The sequence below is a fragment of the Bacillus sp. FSL L8-0152 genome (assembly GCF_038006365.1).
Taxonomy (GTDB): Bacteria; Bacillota; Bacilli; order Bacillales; family Bacillaceae_G; genus Bacillus_A; species Bacillus_A cereus.
Genome location: NZ_JBBOVB010000001.1, coordinates 4,328,400 through 4,343,411 on the forward strand (window position 1 = coordinate 4,328,400; position 15,012 = coordinate 4,343,411).

Consider the following 15,012-nt stretch of genomic DNA (forward strand, 5'->3'; position numbering starts at 1 on the left):
ATAAAAAATCACTTTCTTGGATAAAATACGAAAGATTCCACACATTTCACACCATTATCCTAACATCATTCGCTATATTTCATCAATATTCTAGCATAAAAAATAATTTAGAATTTTTTATTTTAAAACACAATAAATACAGCTTTTGAGATTTAATACTTTATTATTGTCTATCATATAGCCTTTAATAACGATAATTATGCCTTCTTTTGAGGCAAATCATCATACATTAAAAAATAATTACTTTAGTTTATAAAAGGTGGGAGAGTCGTAATGAATGTCGATATTTCCGTAGATCGGACGTGGCAAAACAATTTTTTAAATAGAATTGATGAAGATGGTCCTTGGACAAACTGGGATTTATATCACTTAGCTTATGAAACAGAAAAATCGTTACTTGTTCCTACTTTTGATGGACTACAAGCACCGAAACATTTATCCCATTTCACGCCGCTTCCGCATCAATTAGAAGTCGCTCAAAATGTGATTGAACAAATGAATGGTAAAGCGATTCTAGCAGATGAAGTAGGTCTTGGAAAAACAATCGAAGCTGGACTTATTTTGAAAGAATACATGGTCCGCGGGCTTGTGAAAAAGGTACTTATACTTGTCCCAGCCTCTCTCGTATCACAATGGGCATACGAGCTGAATACAAAGTTTTTCATTCCCGCTGTAGCACAAAAGAAAAGCTACTCGTGGGAACAAGCTGACGTAATCGTATCATCAATTGATACTGCGAAACGTTCACCACATCGCGATATCGTGTTGAACTTAGAATATGACCTTATTATTATCGATGAAGCACATAAACTGAAAAATAATAAAACAAAAAACTATGAATTTGCACAACGATTAAAAAAGAAGTTTTGTTTATTACTAACCGCTACTCCTGTTCAAAATAAGATTGATGAAATTTTTAACCTTGTTTCTTTATTAAAGCCAGGACATTTAGGCAATCAATCCAACTTTGAAGAATATTACGCTTCCAAAAATCGTTCAGCCGAATCAGATGAAGACTTAAAAGCTCTCATTAACAAAGTAATGGTGCGAAATAGACGACATAATACCGGTATCGATTGGCCGAAGAGACATGTACGTACAATTTTTGTTGAGTTTAATGAACAAGAACAAGCTCTATATAATGATATCGAAAATTGGCGAGGGCAAGACGCCTTCACATCTGCTTTCTCATCGTTAACTTTAAAACGGGAAGCGTGCAGTAGTCGTGAGGCTGTTTACTATTCATTGAAAAAGCATGTAGAAAAAAGACAGAAAGAAAATGAACATTATATAAAAGATCCACATATCGATGTGCTAATGGACAAAATTAATCATATTCCTTTCAACTCGAAAGCAACTAAAGCTCTAGAGCTTATAAAAGAAATTGACGATAAAGTCGTCATTTTCACGGAATACCGAGCATCACAGATGTACTTACAATGGTTTTTACAACAACACGGTATTTCTTCTGTCCCATTCCGCGGCGGATTTAAACGCGGGAAGAAAGATTGGATGAAGGAACTTTTCCAAAATCGTGCCCAAGTGTTAATTGCAACGGAAGCTGGCGGAGAAGGCATTAACTTACAGTTTTGTAGCCATATGATCAATTATGATTTGCCATGGAATCCAATGCGTCTTGAGCAAAGAATCGGACGTATTCACCGTCTCGGTCAAAAGAATGATGTTCATATTTATAACTTAGCTACAAAGCATACTGTTGAAGAACATATTCTGAAACTGTTATATGAAAAAATCAACTTATTCGAGCGTGTTATCGGTGAACTCGATGAAATTTTAACGAGAATTAATATGAAAAACATCGACGCGCACATTCAAGAAATTTTCGCGCAATCAAAAAGCGAAGGTGAAATTAGAATTAAGATGGAAAACTTAACATCTATAATCGACTTTGCGAAACGAAATGAAGCTGAGGTGCAAGGCTATGCAGCAACATGAAATTCATAATTACTTATACAATTTCTTTGAGGCGAATAACTGTGAAATTTTAGAACGTTCTCCTCATTTATTAGATGTACAGTTAACAATTGAGATGGATAAATTATTAATGAATCGCCCTTTTTATTGGCACTATCTTGAGAAAACAGGAGGCGTACCGAATCCGATGCGCCTTACTCTTATTACAAATCCAGAAAATGAAGAAAATGATGGTGAGCTTATTCACTACGGTTCACCACGTCTACATCAAATTTTCCAAACGACAAAAGAATTAGGCTCTTACATACGTTTATATGAGGATGTAAGACATAATGGGGCAACACATACACCGCTCCACCCTTGGCTCGGTATTAATATAAAAGTTTCCTATCAATGTGATCGAAAAAAAGACATCCTTCACTCGATTGGCATTCATCTCATTTCTGGAACAATGATGGCAAACTTTCATGAAACATTAACAAACATTAAACTTACACCAAAAATACCTGATTTTTGTTTTACGCTCTCGCCCATCATTAAACCTCAAAGTGGTTTACAACGCATAGAAGACGCTTTAAAAAATATAATTGCAGAAGATGACCATACGTGGGCAAAAGAAGCAAGAGTGCGTTGGAATCATGATCTAGACCTTTTAAACCGTTTTTATGAAGAAAGTGACGAACTTCCTGAGAGCTATGAAATTGAAAAACAAGCTCTGCAAGAACAGTATGAACCACGTATTACAGTGCAAATTATTAACGGTGGCCTTTTTTATGTTACCGCGAATCATTTTCTATCTTGAAGAAGCTCCTTCTGCTTTAGAAGGAGCCTCTTTTGAGCTATTTTCTACCCTACTCGCTATCGCCACTACGCTCTTGCTGCTTTTTCTGTGCCATACGTTTCTGGTGTGCACGAGCCTTTGCACTCACATGATTTGCATCAGTTGGAAGATTTTCTTTCGAACGTCCAATTCCATTGCTCATCTTTCCCACTCCTTTTTACGTTTTTCAAAATACATGTTTATTTTCAGCTAGAGTTACAATCCTTATACAAAAAATAAGAGCAGCCATTGGCTACTCTTACTCGCTCACATATTTTTGAAACATATCATGGATGCCTTTATTTACTAGGTTCGAGATCTGCTCGTCAGATTTATTCGGATAACGATCACGCAATCTGATAGATGCCTTCACCATTAAATTTTCTAATACAGAACGGCCACCTTCTCCATAAATAATTTCAGCATATTTAACAAGCCTTCCATCCTCTACTGTTGCTGGATTATGATTGAAGAAAAATTTACTCATTGTCTCCACCTCTCTCTTTTGATAACGTTTACATTTATATAGATTATTTATGTTATTTATTTCACAATATTGTATGCATGTATATTTAATTAGTTTCATTATAAAGCAACATATCGATAGTAAATATGTGATTTTCCGTCCATTTTGTGAACAAACTAAAAATGAAAGCGTTTCCTTTATTATATACTAAAAAAACTTACTACGCTAGGGGCAATTTTTTTCAATCTACTAATCCCTCAAAAATTGATATATTTTTTCTTTTCCCATTAAACCTTATACAATTTTCAGAAATTATATTATAAAATATATGTATGACTTAAGGAGGCTTTGTATGAATCAAAATAAAAAAGCTATATTAGATCTTGTCTTTTATCTCGTAATCCCATTCCTCATTTGGAAATTTGCAAAACCTTATATCGATCCTTATTACGCGATGTTACTTTCCTCTGTTCCGGGGATTATTTATACACTGTATACCTTTAAAAAAGAAAAACAGTTTAACGTGACAGGGTTCTTTATTTTAATTACACTCATTTCTAATACAACGGTAGATCTATTATCTGGGTCAGCTGAACGAATGTTGTGGAATGATGCATATTATCACATCGTACTCGGTATTATCGTCATCTGTACAATTTTCATAAAAAAACCACTCATGTTATATTTCGCTGCGGATATTGCAGCGCTGCAAGGACATGACCGCGATAAAAGTCGTGAACTGTATCGTGATAGTCGTATCTATCCAGCACTACAATACTTAACGTTATTTTTCGGCCTACAATTCATATTAAAAAGCTTCTTAAAAATTTATTTCATCTCTGTTTTTGGTGTAGATGGCTACGGTGAAATGAGAGCGATTATGACCGCTGTCGGCTGGGGCATTTCTATTTGTATCGGAATAGGGTTCGTATGGGTGAACAATAAAATACATGCCGTTACGGAAGAACAAGAATCCGTGCAGTAAATAAAAATCCCCTAGTGTATTACGACACTAGGGGATCTTTATTTTGCTAGACATATGACTAAAATTTAACTTGATTTTTTTCTTTTACTTTTTACATTTCGATAAAACAAAGCAGCACTCAGCGGCATAACACCAAACCACTTATTCATAAATGGCTCTTTTTCAGCACGGCGTTGTTCTTTCTTTTGTTTTCGATCTTCTTTTGGAGCATCCATATACGACACAAACTGCTGCGTCACAAAGCGAACATAATCATTAGTAGACATATTATCATCACCTCTACTTGATTAGTATGTCCACTTTTTTATACATTAATCTTTTCCTTTAATTCATTCATAATTTGCTTTACAGACTTATTTGTCGTATCGATATGAATATGAGCCTCTTCATAATAAGCTCGGCGTAATTCAAATTTCGTTACAAATGCATCTATATCTTTCTTTTGAAATAGTGGACGTGTCGTATCTTCACGAAGCCTCTCTGCAATTACATGCGGATCACAATATAAATACACGACAGTTCCGTTCTCTTTCATCCACTTGCGATTTTCCGCTCGTTCAATAATTCCCCCACCAGTTGTAATAATGACATTATGGACTGGTAGCGAACGTAACATTTCGCTTTCATATTCCCGAAAAGCCGTTTCGCCTTCTTCGGCAAAAATATCACGAATTGCCTTCTCTTGCTTCTCTTCGATTTTTTGATCAGTATCTACAACATCCATTTGAAGTTCTTGACTTAATGCTTTTCCAATTGTTGTTTTCCCTGCTCCCATATAGCCGGTTATGTATATAGATTTCATTTTCTGTCCTCTCAGTCGTCATTTATTAATTGTTATTATAACGAAAGATGCTACTTTGTTTAATAAAAAAACGTTTTGTTCTTATACTATGAAGAACAAAACGTAACACTCGCTTTTACTTATAAGTACCTCTTCTCACCCACTGCGTTGCAATCCATTTCTCGCCTTTCGTTACAGGTGCCCCTCCATGTAACGTAAGCTCATTTAGTGATTGATCTTGATAAAAATACTCAAAGTATACTGCCATTCCCTTTCTAGGATGTACAGAAAGATTTAATTTCGGGAAGTACGTTTCCCCGCCTTCTTCTACATCATTTAAGTACATTACAAGCGTACTAATACGATTGTTAGCAGCTGATTTACTATGTTCCGCAAAATAATCATAGTGTGCTTTATATTGTTGATCCACTTCATAATTTAAAATGTGCAATCCTTCACCATGCGACGCAGGAACATTCATGATAGATGAAATTCGTTTTTCAATCTTTGAAGTAAGTTCATTGTCTTCCAAAAATGCACCGCTACTTGTTCGAATATCATTTACATCACGTGATGAACCAACTTTAGAACGCTTCATTTTATTTTTAGACATTTCAATTAATTCATCACACTCTTCATCACTTAGTACATTTGCTAATACGACAATAAGAGGTTCTTCGAATTTTGAAATAATGTGTATTTCTCTATCTTCTGTCATAATCGTATTTCCTTTATGATCAAAAATAGTTTGTTCCTTATTTTCACCTATTTGATTGTTGTTTGTCATTTCCCTATTCTCCCTAAAAATAATGATTGGATAGCATGAATATATCACATTCTTTCTACCTTTCTCTTTTTTGAGAAAATTTAAACTTTTAATCATTATATTTATCCATTTCTTCTAAAAAATCAATTCAATTTACAATAGAAATCCCTGGTTTTTCTTCGTATTTTTTACATATTATCCTTCTATCCAATCGACTATTTTTCCATCCTTTTTTCTATACCGAAAGCTCACCGTATAGAAAGCTTCCTGTTTGAGTGTACACTGCAACGCAACGAGAATTAAATCATTTTCAAAGATATAATTTCCACTCACTTCTCCCTTTTCATACTGAAAGAAAAATGCACCTTCTTTTTCTTTTTGCTGTAAGTCTTTTTTTATATCTGTAATAGATCGGTTAAGTAGTTCATCCAGTAAAAACTTTTGTTCTATTTCTATATAAAAATTTTTATCTGTAAACAACATATTTGTTTCGTATATAAAAAAAGAAGTTAATAAAATAAGAAAGATGAGTGTTCCAGGCATTGTAAACCCATTTTGCCCTCTCATACATTCATTTCCATTTCACTATATCGCATAACTACACCTTCATATATTTTTCCGCTAGTATCTTTCACATTTATAATGAGTACATGAGGTGTTAGTTTGTAAGAAACCGTTCCAATATTTTGTAAAACAACTTCCCTCCCGCGCCTATTTACCTTTCTTATAAGACGACTATTCTCTTTTTCATACGATACTTCACTCCCATTACGCGATCGAAATCGTAAAATACTTTCTCCATTTTCAAATGCTAGCTGTTCTCCAGATGATACTTCACGAAACTCCAATTGCATTTGACCTAAAAATACATCCCACTCCCAATCATTTAATCCTTTTGACTGTTTATTTTCCATTTCAATGAAATGTAGGCGGGGAAAGAGCAAAAAAAATATTGATAATAGAAACAGACATACAATCATTTCTATTAATGAAAAACCAAATTCTAATTTATTTTTTCTCCTACATAAAAGCATTGTTCCATCACTCTGTCTTTCACATCTCTCCACATGGTACAAACTTCATTTCCTCCCCAATATGTGTAATACACAATTCCATTTATATTCTTTTCTATTATTCGCTTTTCTTCATTTCCATACATATATATAATTGCTTCCTTTTTTAATAATCCAGATGCCTTATAACGAATTTGTATATTTTTTCTTTCTTGCATAACTAATACTGTTTGCGGTAGTAGTAACGATACAGCCATCATTAAAATACTTAACGATACAATCATTTCAGCCATTATGGATCCTTTTTGACATTTCACGATACGTAAATCTCCCTCTTCCAAGCTGAAATACAATTTCATATTTATAATTTCGATATGAAATTATAATCGTACCACCTCTATTAATATTCCCACTTGGATTATATGTCATCGGATTTGGAAACGTATGCAAATCAATTTGTATATCTTCTTCATACTCTCGCTTGACGATATAATACTTTGTACCTGACTCTTTTATAGCATACATATTTCTATCTTTATGCCAACGTAATGTATAGTGCTTTTGACGATTTATCGCTAATTGCTGCATATACAAAATATCATTTGAAAACTGTCTCAAAAATTGTTCAACTTTTTGTCGCTCGTATAAGGAATGAACACTAAAATACGTAACTATACTTAATACAGAAATAGCAAATAAAACGAGTAACATTTCTAAAAAAGTAAACCCCTGTTGTTTCACAATGCCCTAATTGATACTGCGCCATCATCTGAAATATGAATAGATTCGCCATTCGGGCACTTATCAGTTGTAATATACTTTTCATCTGTCAGTTCTTTTAACGATGGAATTTTATTATGTTGTAATTGATATACTTGTATTTGTGCTTCTATAGATTTCACGTAAGCTGCACACCCTTTTCCTTGGACCGATGAACGCTGTGTAACTACATTTGGAATAATTAATAGTAATAATATAGTTATGACAACCATTACTAATAGCATCTCTAACAGAGTAAATCCTTCCTCATTCTGCATACAAATGCCCCCTAAATAGAATTCATCATTTGAAACATTGGCATAATCATCGCTAAATACATAAGGACAACGATTCCTCCAATACATATAAATAAAATAGGCTGAATGATAACTAACATATGTTTAATTTTCCGTTCCATCTTTTCCATAATAAGATCGCTATAGTCACCTAATTCAATCGCTAAATTGCCGTTTGCTTGTCCATGCGTAATAACATAAGAAAGTTCTTTCTCGTAATACCCACTTTTAGCAATGATAGATTGTAACCGTTCTCCTCCAATTAATTGTCTTTCAATCCGGCTCGCTTCATATTGAAAGAACGGATGATATCTTTGCTCCATCATTATTGTTAAAGCTTCGCATACTGATAGTCCACCATTTAATAAACCACTCAACTGAGTAGCAAAATAATGTGAATGCTTTAAAATAAGAAATGTTTTGATGAGGGGCATACGAAGCATGATTTTTACCTGGCTAATATGTGGAAGTTTCCTAAAATACAACATATACAAACTACATCCAATAATAACAGTTAAAATAGCGGTTAAAATAATGTAAGGTAGCAGTTTTATTGCACTTAAAATTTGTTCTGTAAGTAGTGGTGTATTAGAACCGAACGAACTATAAACCATTTCAACCTGAGGTAATAAAATGAGGTTGAAAATAAAAAGCATGATTAGTAGAAAAAACATTAAAAACATAGGATACTGCATGATTTTCATCATATCTCTCCTATACTTATCTTTCTTATAAAGAAGTGCACTTCCTTGTTGCAAAGCAAAAGAAATATCACCATGTTGCTCGGCATAAAATAAATAACTTAACATGTCCTGATGAAACTTTAACTGATGAAAAGAATCGTGTAGACTTTTCCCATCTTTTAACCCCTCAATCATGTGCTGCAATTGTACTTTCTTTTCTACAGGTAATTGAAACTGTAAAAATTCTAATGCTTGTAAAAGAGAGTAGCCTTTTTCTAGTAATTCTCCTAAACGTTTCAACAATACTACTTGATCACTTAAACTCCAAGTTTTCTTAAACATAAACATCATCTTCTAAAAAACCTAAAGCATATCCTTTTCTTATTGACGATTCTAAAGTCTCATGTTTGTAAGTAACACATTCTCCATCTGCTTCTTTAAGCGCTTGTTTTAACTCATATCCATATAGCAGCTCATAAATGCTTGCTTGCCTTACTTGCCTCATTGATTTACATAAAGTTGAGCACTTTCCTCTGCAAAACGGACACTTCAATTCGACAAGTCGCTGTGCAGCTACAGCCAATAAAGACTGTTCAATCTCTTGCCTCGTTATACCATAATCCATGAAACGAATGATTGCTCCTTTCGCATCATTCGTATGCAGCGTTGTCATGACTAAATGTCCTGTCAAACTTGCTCTTATAGCTATTTTTGCTGTTTCTTCATCACGGATTTCACCGACTAAAATAATATCTGGATCATGACGTAAAATAGCCTTTAATCCTGTTTCATATGTGAGACCCGCTTTTTCATTTATTTGAATTTGTAATACATCGTCACTTCTTTTTTCAACCGGATCTTCAAGTGTAATGATGCGACGTGTTTTCTTTTTTCTAATTACCTCTAATAATGCATACATTGTCGTTGTCTTCCCAGAACCAGTCGGTCCAGTAAACACGAGTAGCCCCTGTGAATAGCGTAAAAACGAGAGTAGTTTTGCTGCCGTACTTGGAAATAACGAAAGATGTGATAAGGGCTGAACAGATGCTTGTAAATGAAGGCGAATAACGAGACTTTCTTGATATACTGTTGGAAGTGTTGAAAGGCGTAAATACACTTCTTGTCCATCAATTTGCAAATACAACGAACCATTCTGTGGCTTCCGTTTCTCTCCTATGTCCATAGATGCTAAAAATTTAAAATGTGAGACAAGTTTTTCTCCAAACTCCTTTTCAATACAATGTCTCGTCATTAAATCTTTTCCTACACGTAGTTGCACCGCTACATCCTTCTGCCGGGGCACAATATGTAAATCTGACGCTTGTACCCTACACGCTTCTTTTAAAATTGTATTCGCAAAAATTTCAATCCCATTCATCACTTTTCCCTCCTCACTATGTATATAGCATGAAAACATGCACAATAAAAATTTGGAATTTTGTATTTTCACTAGAACGAAAAGGAAAAATATGTTTGTGAAATTATGAACAATTTCTGAATTATTGTCTGAAATTACCTATACTCATGTTTATCTGTATTATAATGTTATTATCTTGGATAAAGTGATAAAGGTGGAGATCCTCATGGAACAAGCTTTAAAAATTACAGGTGTTTTAGCTGACCCAACTCGTTATTACATTTATAAATATATTTCGCAAAAACATAGTTACGTAACTGTACAAGAAATTGCAGATGAATTCGATATTCATCCAAACGTAGCGCGTTTACATTTATCTAAATTAGAAGATGTTCATATGCTTAAATCGGAAACGAAGAAAACTGGAAAAGGCGGAAGACCAAGCAGATTATATGTCTTATCTGAAGATGTTATTCAATTGCAATTTCCATTCCGTGATTATCAATTGTTAGCAAGAATAGCATTTAATTCTTTACTTAGCCTTGGCGCTGCTGGTGAAAAAGCGCTATACGAAACAGGAAAACAATTCGGGGCCGAATTAATGCAACAACATATGCAACGTTTAAATGTGAGTGAAGATGCTTTAACAGTAGAGCAAAAAGTTCAAATTGCAAAAGAAGCTTTCTCAACAGCCGGCTTATCACCTGCATTTGAATTAAGTGCAGATGGAACAAAAATTTTCTATGATGTACACAATTGTCCATTTAAAGAAGTTGCTGTTCATCATCCAACTGAAATTTGTAACATGCACGGAGATATGATGAAAGGCATTTTTGAAATCCTATTCCCTAACATGGAATTAACTCGACATGATAGTCTATTAGATGGATGTAAATCTTGTAATTATAAACTAACAATTTAATTTATCATATAAAAAGAAGCCAATAATAATTGGCTTCTTTTTATATGAACGAATATTTACAATAGTAAGAAAAATAAACTATAATGAAAAGAGGTTTTACTTTTTCTAGAAAAGGAGGGAAATAGCATGGATCGCATGTTTCGCGTTCTCGGCTTTTGGACTGGAATTTTCTCGGTTATGTTTTACGTAGGAGATATGCAACAGGCTGCACTACTATTTTTAGGACAAACAGGTTTCTTCGTACTTTTAAGCTATTTAAAATTAACAGAGCGTATGTATATATACGTATTTGGGGCATATTTAACTGTTTTCTTCATAGGATTTACATACTACACGACATTTTTACTTGTCCCTGGGGCTGGACATTAAAAGATGGCATTTTGCCATCTTTTTTTTAATCCCGCAATTTCCTAGTTGACTTATAGGTTTTATTACCTTATATTCTATATAACAGATTGGAATTAGGGGGAATCAACATGAATACACTGCTTGTCGGAATTAACGTTGCAGTCATGCTCATCTTAGTTGGCGTATTATATTATATGCAACGTAAGCATGTATCTTTTAATAAACGTGTATTTACCGCTTTAGGAGTCGGAATTTTATTCGGTCTTATATTACAATTCATTTATGAGCCAACTTCTAAAGTAATTATTGAATCAAATACTTGGTTTGGCTTAATTGGTAACGGTTATGTGAAATTACTTCAAATGATCGTTATGCCACTTATTTTAGTATCTATTATTTCAGCATTTACAAAATTACAGTTAACGAAAAACCTTGGTAAAATTAGTGGTCTTATTATCGGAATTTTAATTCTTACTACAGGAATCGCTGCAGCTGTCGGTATCGCTGCAAGTGCAGGATTTGGTGTATCTGCAACAGGCTTGCAACAAGGTGATGCAGAATCTGCTCGTCTGAAACTAGTTGAAGAAAGATTTACTTCTATTGAAAAGACAACAATTCCAGATAAATTATTAGAGCTATTGCCTACAAATCCGTTTCTTGATTTAACAGGCGCTCGTCCAACATCAACAATTTCTGTCGTAATATTTGCAGCCTTTATCGGCATTGCCTTTATAGGTGTAAAACGAAAATATCCAGAACAAGCAGAGCTATTTAAGAAAATGCTTGATGCTGTATATGCAATCGTAATGCGTATGGTAACATTAATTTTACGCCTTACTCCATACGGCGTATTAGCTCTTATGGCAAAAACAGTTGCTGGTAGTGATATAAATGCTATTTTAAAGCTTGGTAACTTCGTATTAGCCTCTTATGTAGCACTTATCGTAATGTTTATCATTCACTTATTATTAATTGCATTGTCTGGTTTAAATCCAATTCAATATTTGAAAAAAGTGTTCCCTGTACTAACTTTTGCATTCACATCTCGCTCTAGTGCTGGTGCGATGCCATTAAATATTGAAGCTCAAAAAGAAAAGCTTGGTATCTCCGAAGGAATTGCAAACTTCGCAGCTTCATTTGGGGTATCTATCGGACAAAACGGTTGCGCAGGTATTTATCCAGCAATGCTTGCAATGATGGTCGCTCCAACTGTAGGAATTGATCCATTACAACCACAATTTATTTTAACTTTAATCGCTGTTGTTGCTATTAGCTCATTCGGTGTTGCCGGAGTTGGTGGCGGTGCAACATTCGCAGCTTTAATCGTACTATCTACAATGAACTTACCAATCGGTATTGTTGCTCTAGTTATCTCGGTTGAGCCATTAATCGATATGGGTCGTACAGCTCTTAACGTAAGTGGTTCTATGACAGCAGGTCTTATTTCAAGTAAATGGCTTGGTGAATTAGATCAAGATACGTACAATCAAGATGATACAAAAACTGGTGAAATTGCTTCATAATGAAAAAAAGACGCTAACATACAATTGTTAGCGTCTTTTTTATTCCGTTCCCTCTTTATAGATCTTATCTTGAGAATTATCACTCCAAGTATTCTTCTAATTGCTCTTTTAACTCTTCCTCAATCTCATAACAAGATTCATCAGCGAGTTCTCCTACTTTCTTACTACCCAAAATGTTTGATTGAATTGGCATTCCTAAAAAGATTCTTTAACATCCTTAAATTGGAATATTGTGAAATTTAATCATCTCTTTTTCTTCATCTAATATAGCTATAGCAACTGTTGAATAATAACCCACCTCAAAGGGATTCTCTTTTTCTCTTGCAAATCCCATATCTAATTCCATGTTTTTTTCTATGTATAAATGCGAATACTCTTTATACAATTTAAGTGCCATTCGCTCTATTTCCTTCTCCATACATTGAATGTTCTCTTTTAACTCCAACGTAAACTCCTGTTCTTTATATTTCATTTTCGCCTCCTTAAACATAGAAAAAGAGAATACAATAATATATTCTCTTTCCTCAAATATATTTCATTATCTCACAGCCCGTCCTTTTCACAAATAACCATTTTGTTCGCACCATTTATGAAATTGTCCTACGTCTACTCCAACTAACACGATATCCTTTAGCTCTACATCAATAATTTGTTCTCCAATTACAATAGCAAACTGCGATGCTAATTTTGTCTCGTTTTTCTTTACAATTCCAATTCGGTTCCGATGCGGTCCATCTTTTATATATGCTTTTTGTCCTACAATATCAAAGTTCAAGATTCTCACCTCTTTTACTGCGCTCAAATTGGAAATACGATCTCCACCTCGGAAAATTTCCTTTCATTGCACTATTTCTCTATATATATGACGAAACAATAAAAGAGTCCTTCCTTCTTTACAATTATTTTTTCTTTGTTTCATTTTTGTGATTGAAACGTAAAGTTTATAATAAAATACACTTGGAAGCGCTTTCTATGTAATTTTTTATGTTATAATATAAAAGTAGAACTTCGTAAAGAGGGTTAAAAAAATGAATACAAAAATGATTAAAAAAGTAATTGAAGCATTAAAAGTATATGGCTTTCAGGATGTATCATTCTGTGACAAAACGAGGCAATTTTTATTTCATAACGAAACCGATATTATGAGCGGCTATGCAGAAATAACATATAGTAGTCAATTTGAAAAATTCAACGTACAAATTCATCCAATTGAAACACATCACCAAGCAGAGTTACAAGAGGTTGAAAGACATATACAAGCTTGTATAAGAAAAGTGGAATATTTAAACGCACTTCTTACCGGGCAGACAAAACTAGATGATAAAATTATTATTATGTAAAAAAAGAACGTGATTGAATCACGTTCTTTTTTCATTATATGTTCATCTTTTCCTTTAGTTGTAATCCTGTAACAGATTCTAATACATCCATCGATTCTCCAAATGTCATATCAAAAATTGTATTGTTCTCTATGTACGGAAACTGTCTGAAACGCTTTTCTAACACCTTTACAGCATCTGATGTAAAGGTTGCACTATCAATGCCAAATTCTGTTTCAAGAAGAACGATCCAATCTAACACATGAAAACCTAATCCATTGACGAATGCAATAAGTTTTTCTTCTGGGTTTGAAGATAAGAATACTTGGCGTTCCATCTCACTAAAAAGTTCTTCTCCTAAGATTTCAGCTAACTCATCATCATGTTCACGTTCAACAAGTTCTTCGTAGCCGTAATCATCCACAAGCTCTTCTACTTCTTCACTATCCTGACAAAGCAATTGACTAAGAAGTGCCTCTTTCTTAAATTCACTATTTTGTACGACTTCTAAAAAGCTCGTTTCCCATCCATTTTCTAATTTCATATTATGTACTCCTTTATATACGTTTCTTATCATCACTGTACCCAAAAGATCACTTTTATAACCTTTTAGGTAGTTACTATTATTTCACATGATTCATAACATAAGATGCAAACTCAGCTACATCTCCTTCAAAAATATTTATTTCTGGCAAGTGATAGAACGTTGTTTGGAGCGGGTTTCCTGCATGATATACATATATCGTTTTCTCTAGTGCAATCGCCATTCCAAACTCTGTATGGCTCCCGTTTCCGCCATCTAATATAAGTAAAAACACATCCGCTTCTTTTACAGCATTTTTTTCTGCCTGACCAATTTCTCTTAATTGTTCTTGATTCACTGCTCTTTCGTTTTTGGTCCAATCATATGTATGGTGCCATCCTGCATGTTTCAGTTCATTTGCTACGGAACATACAAGATGTTTATTTTGGAAACCTGAGGCGATATAAAAATTCATTTATATACACTCCTTCATTATGTATGGGGAAACTCCTTTTT

23 protein-coding genes and 1 pseudogene are annotated in these 15,012 nt (G+C 33.9%); 8 read left to right on the plus strand and 16 right to left on the minus strand.

The window, feature by feature from the left end; all coding sequences use genetic code 11:
- The first annotated feature begins 273 nt into the window (after positions 1–273).
- Both MHH27_RS21765 and MHH27_RS21770 read left to right on the plus strand, forming a co-directional pair.
- Positions 274–1,956: a DEAD/DEAH box helicase gene (locus tag MHH27_RS21765; RefSeq protein ID WP_001100040.1), complete on the plus strand. Its 1,683-nt coding sequence runs from the start codon at positions 274–276 to the stop codon at positions 1,954–1,956.
- Positions 1,943–2,737: a YqhG family protein gene (locus MHH27_RS21770; RefSeq protein WP_001183963.1), complete on the plus strand. Its 795-nt coding sequence runs from the start codon at positions 1,943–1,945 to the stop codon at positions 2,735–2,737. Before MHH27_RS21765 ends, MHH27_RS21770 begins: the two co-directional genes overlap by 14 nt.
- 49 nt (positions 2,738–2,786) lie before the next feature.
- Here the strand turns inward: MHH27_RS21770 and MHH27_RS21775 are convergent, their stop codons facing one another.
- Positions 2,787–2,918 (minus strand): hypothetical protein, encoded by a 132-nt coding sequence (locus tag MHH27_RS21775; RefSeq protein ID WP_098566546.1) that lies wholly within the window; start codon positions 2,916–2,918, stop codon positions 2,787–2,789.
- Positions 2,919–3,014: 96 nt separating this feature from the next.
- Positions 3,015–3,242 (minus strand): hypothetical protein, encoded by a 228-nt coding sequence (locus tag MHH27_RS21780; protein WP_000032702.1) that lies wholly within the window; start codon positions 3,240–3,242, stop codon positions 3,015–3,017.
- A gap of 73 nt (positions 3,243–3,315) precedes the next feature.
- On the opposite strand from MHH27_RS21780, the gene MHH27_RS21785 reads away from it, so the two are divergent.
- Positions 3,316–3,432 (plus strand): hypothetical protein, encoded by a 117-nt coding sequence (locus tag MHH27_RS21785; protein WP_003279814.1) that lies wholly within the window; start codon positions 3,316–3,318, stop codon positions 3,430–3,432.
- Between the two features lie 141 nt (positions 3,433–3,573).
- Complete coding sequence (locus tag MHH27_RS21790) at positions 3,574–4,206, plus strand: VC0807 family protein (protein ID WP_001073111.1); 633 nt, start codon at positions 3,574–3,576, stop codon at positions 4,204–4,206.
- 65 nt (positions 4,207–4,271) lie between these two features.
- On the opposite strand, the gene MHH27_RS21795 is transcribed toward MHH27_RS21790, so the two are convergent.
- The 10 genes from MHH27_RS21795 to comGA form a co-directional block, all read right to left on the minus strand.
- Positions 4,272–4,472 carry a YqzE family protein gene (locus MHH27_RS21795; RefSeq protein WP_000106083.1) on the minus strand — a complete coding sequence of 67 codons (201 nt, stop codon included), beginning with the start codon at positions 4,470–4,472 and terminating at the stop codon, positions 4,272–4,274.
- A gap of 38 nt (positions 4,473–4,510) precedes the next feature.
- Entirely contained in the window at positions 4,511–5,008 is a 498-nt protein-coding gene (locus tag MHH27_RS21800; protein WP_000836660.1) for a shikimate kinase, read from the minus strand.
- Positions 5,009–5,123: 115 nt separating this feature from the next.
- The gene (locus MHH27_RS21805; RefSeq protein WP_141541666.1) at positions 5,124–5,774 is read right to left on the minus strand and encodes a 2OG-Fe(II) oxygenase; all 651 of its coding nucleotides are present in this window, start codon (positions 5,772–5,774) and stop codon (positions 5,124–5,126) included.
- Positions 5,775–5,948: 174 nt separating this feature from the next.
- On the minus strand, positions 5,949–6,320 hold the full coding sequence (gene comGG, locus MHH27_RS21810; RefSeq protein WP_023523011.1) for a competence type IV pilus minor pilin ComGG: 372 nt from the start codon (positions 6,318–6,320) through the stop codon (positions 5,949–5,951).
- Complete coding sequence (gene comGF / locus MHH27_RS21815) at positions 6,317–6,787, minus strand: competence type IV pilus minor pilin ComGF (RefSeq protein WP_000923097.1); 471 nt, start codon at positions 6,785–6,787, stop codon at positions 6,317–6,319. Before comGF ends, comGG begins: the two co-directional genes overlap by 4 nt.
- On the minus strand, positions 6,757–7,059 hold the full coding sequence (locus tag MHH27_RS21820; RefSeq protein WP_000829462.1) for a hypothetical protein: 303 nt from the start codon (positions 7,057–7,059) through the stop codon (positions 6,757–6,759). The genes comGF and MHH27_RS21820 overlap by 31 nt, the downstream gene beginning before the upstream one ends.
- Positions 7,052–7,507 (minus strand): competence type IV pilus minor pilin ComGD, encoded by a 456-nt coding sequence (comGD, locus tag MHH27_RS21825; protein ID WP_000813141.1) that lies wholly within the window; start codon positions 7,505–7,507, stop codon positions 7,052–7,054. The genes MHH27_RS21820 and comGD overlap by 8 nt, the downstream gene beginning before the upstream one ends.
- Positions 7,504–7,803: a competence type IV pilus major pilin ComGC gene (gene comGC / locus MHH27_RS21830; RefSeq protein ID WP_001178687.1), complete on the minus strand. Its 300-nt coding sequence runs from the start codon at positions 7,801–7,803 to the stop codon at positions 7,504–7,506. Before comGC ends, comGD begins: the two co-directional genes overlap by 4 nt.
- A gap of 11 nt (positions 7,804–7,814) precedes the next feature.
- On the minus strand, positions 7,815–8,846 hold the full coding sequence (gene comGB, locus MHH27_RS21835; RefSeq protein WP_090977070.1) for a competence type IV pilus assembly protein ComGB: 1,032 nt from the start codon (positions 8,844–8,846) through the stop codon (positions 7,815–7,817).
- Positions 8,839–9,882: a competence type IV pilus ATPase ComGA gene (gene comGA, locus MHH27_RS21840; protein ID WP_001013187.1), complete on the minus strand. Its 1,044-nt coding sequence runs from the start codon at positions 9,880–9,882 to the stop codon at positions 8,839–8,841. Before comGA ends, comGB begins: the two co-directional genes overlap by 8 nt.
- Positions 9,883–10,087: 205 nt before the next feature.
- Here comGA and MHH27_RS21845 point away from each other — a divergent pair, with 205 nt between their 5' ends.
- From MHH27_RS21845 to MHH27_RS21855, 3 genes are all read left to right on the plus strand, one after another.
- Positions 10,088–10,783, plus strand: coding sequence for a helix-turn-helix transcriptional regulator (locus MHH27_RS21845; RefSeq protein WP_000434107.1), 696 nt, complete (start codon positions 10,088–10,090; stop codon positions 10,781–10,783).
- Between the two features lie 126 nt (positions 10,784–10,909).
- Positions 10,910–11,152, plus strand: coding sequence for a DUF2626 domain-containing protein (locus tag MHH27_RS21850; protein ID WP_000375619.1), 243 nt, complete (start codon positions 10,910–10,912; stop codon positions 11,150–11,152).
- 107 nt (positions 11,153–11,259) lie between these two features.
- The gene (locus MHH27_RS21855) at positions 11,260–12,654 is read left to right on the plus strand and encodes an L-cystine transporter (RefSeq protein WP_098329263.1); all 1,395 of its coding nucleotides are present in this window, start codon (positions 11,260–11,262) and stop codon (positions 12,652–12,654) included.
- Between the two features lie 79 nt (positions 12,655–12,733).
- Here MHH27_RS21855 and MHH27_RS21860 read toward each other — a convergent pair.
- Positions 12,734–13,126 (minus strand): annotated as a pseudogene (locus MHH27_RS21860) (hypothetical protein).
- 87 nt (positions 13,127–13,213) lie between these two features.
- Positions 13,214–13,429 carry a DUF3912 family protein gene (locus tag MHH27_RS21865; protein ID WP_001008326.1) on the minus strand — a complete coding sequence of 72 codons (216 nt, stop codon included), beginning with the start codon at positions 13,427–13,429 and terminating at the stop codon, positions 13,214–13,216.
- A 253-nt stretch (positions 13,430–13,682) separates the two neighbouring features.
- On the opposite strand from MHH27_RS21865, the gene MHH27_RS21870 reads away from it, so the two are divergent.
- Entirely contained in the window at positions 13,683–13,994 is a 312-nt protein-coding gene (locus MHH27_RS21870) for a hypothetical protein (protein ID WP_001093240.1), read from the plus strand.
- A 34-nt stretch (positions 13,995–14,028) separates the two neighbouring features.
- On the opposite strand, the gene MHH27_RS21875 is transcribed toward MHH27_RS21870, so the two are convergent.
- Together MHH27_RS21875 and MHH27_RS21880 are read right to left on the minus strand one after the other, a co-directional pair.
- A complete protein-coding gene (locus tag MHH27_RS21875; RefSeq protein ID WP_141541665.1) occupies positions 14,029–14,517 on the minus strand; it encodes a hypothetical protein in 489 nt (162 codons plus the stop codon).
- Positions 14,518–14,596: 79 nt separating this feature from the next.
- Positions 14,597–14,971: a nucleoside 2-deoxyribosyltransferase gene (locus tag MHH27_RS21880; RefSeq protein ID WP_001012331.1), complete on the minus strand. Its 375-nt coding sequence runs from the start codon at positions 14,969–14,971 to the stop codon at positions 14,597–14,599.
- Positions 14,972–15,012: the final 41 nt, after the last annotated feature.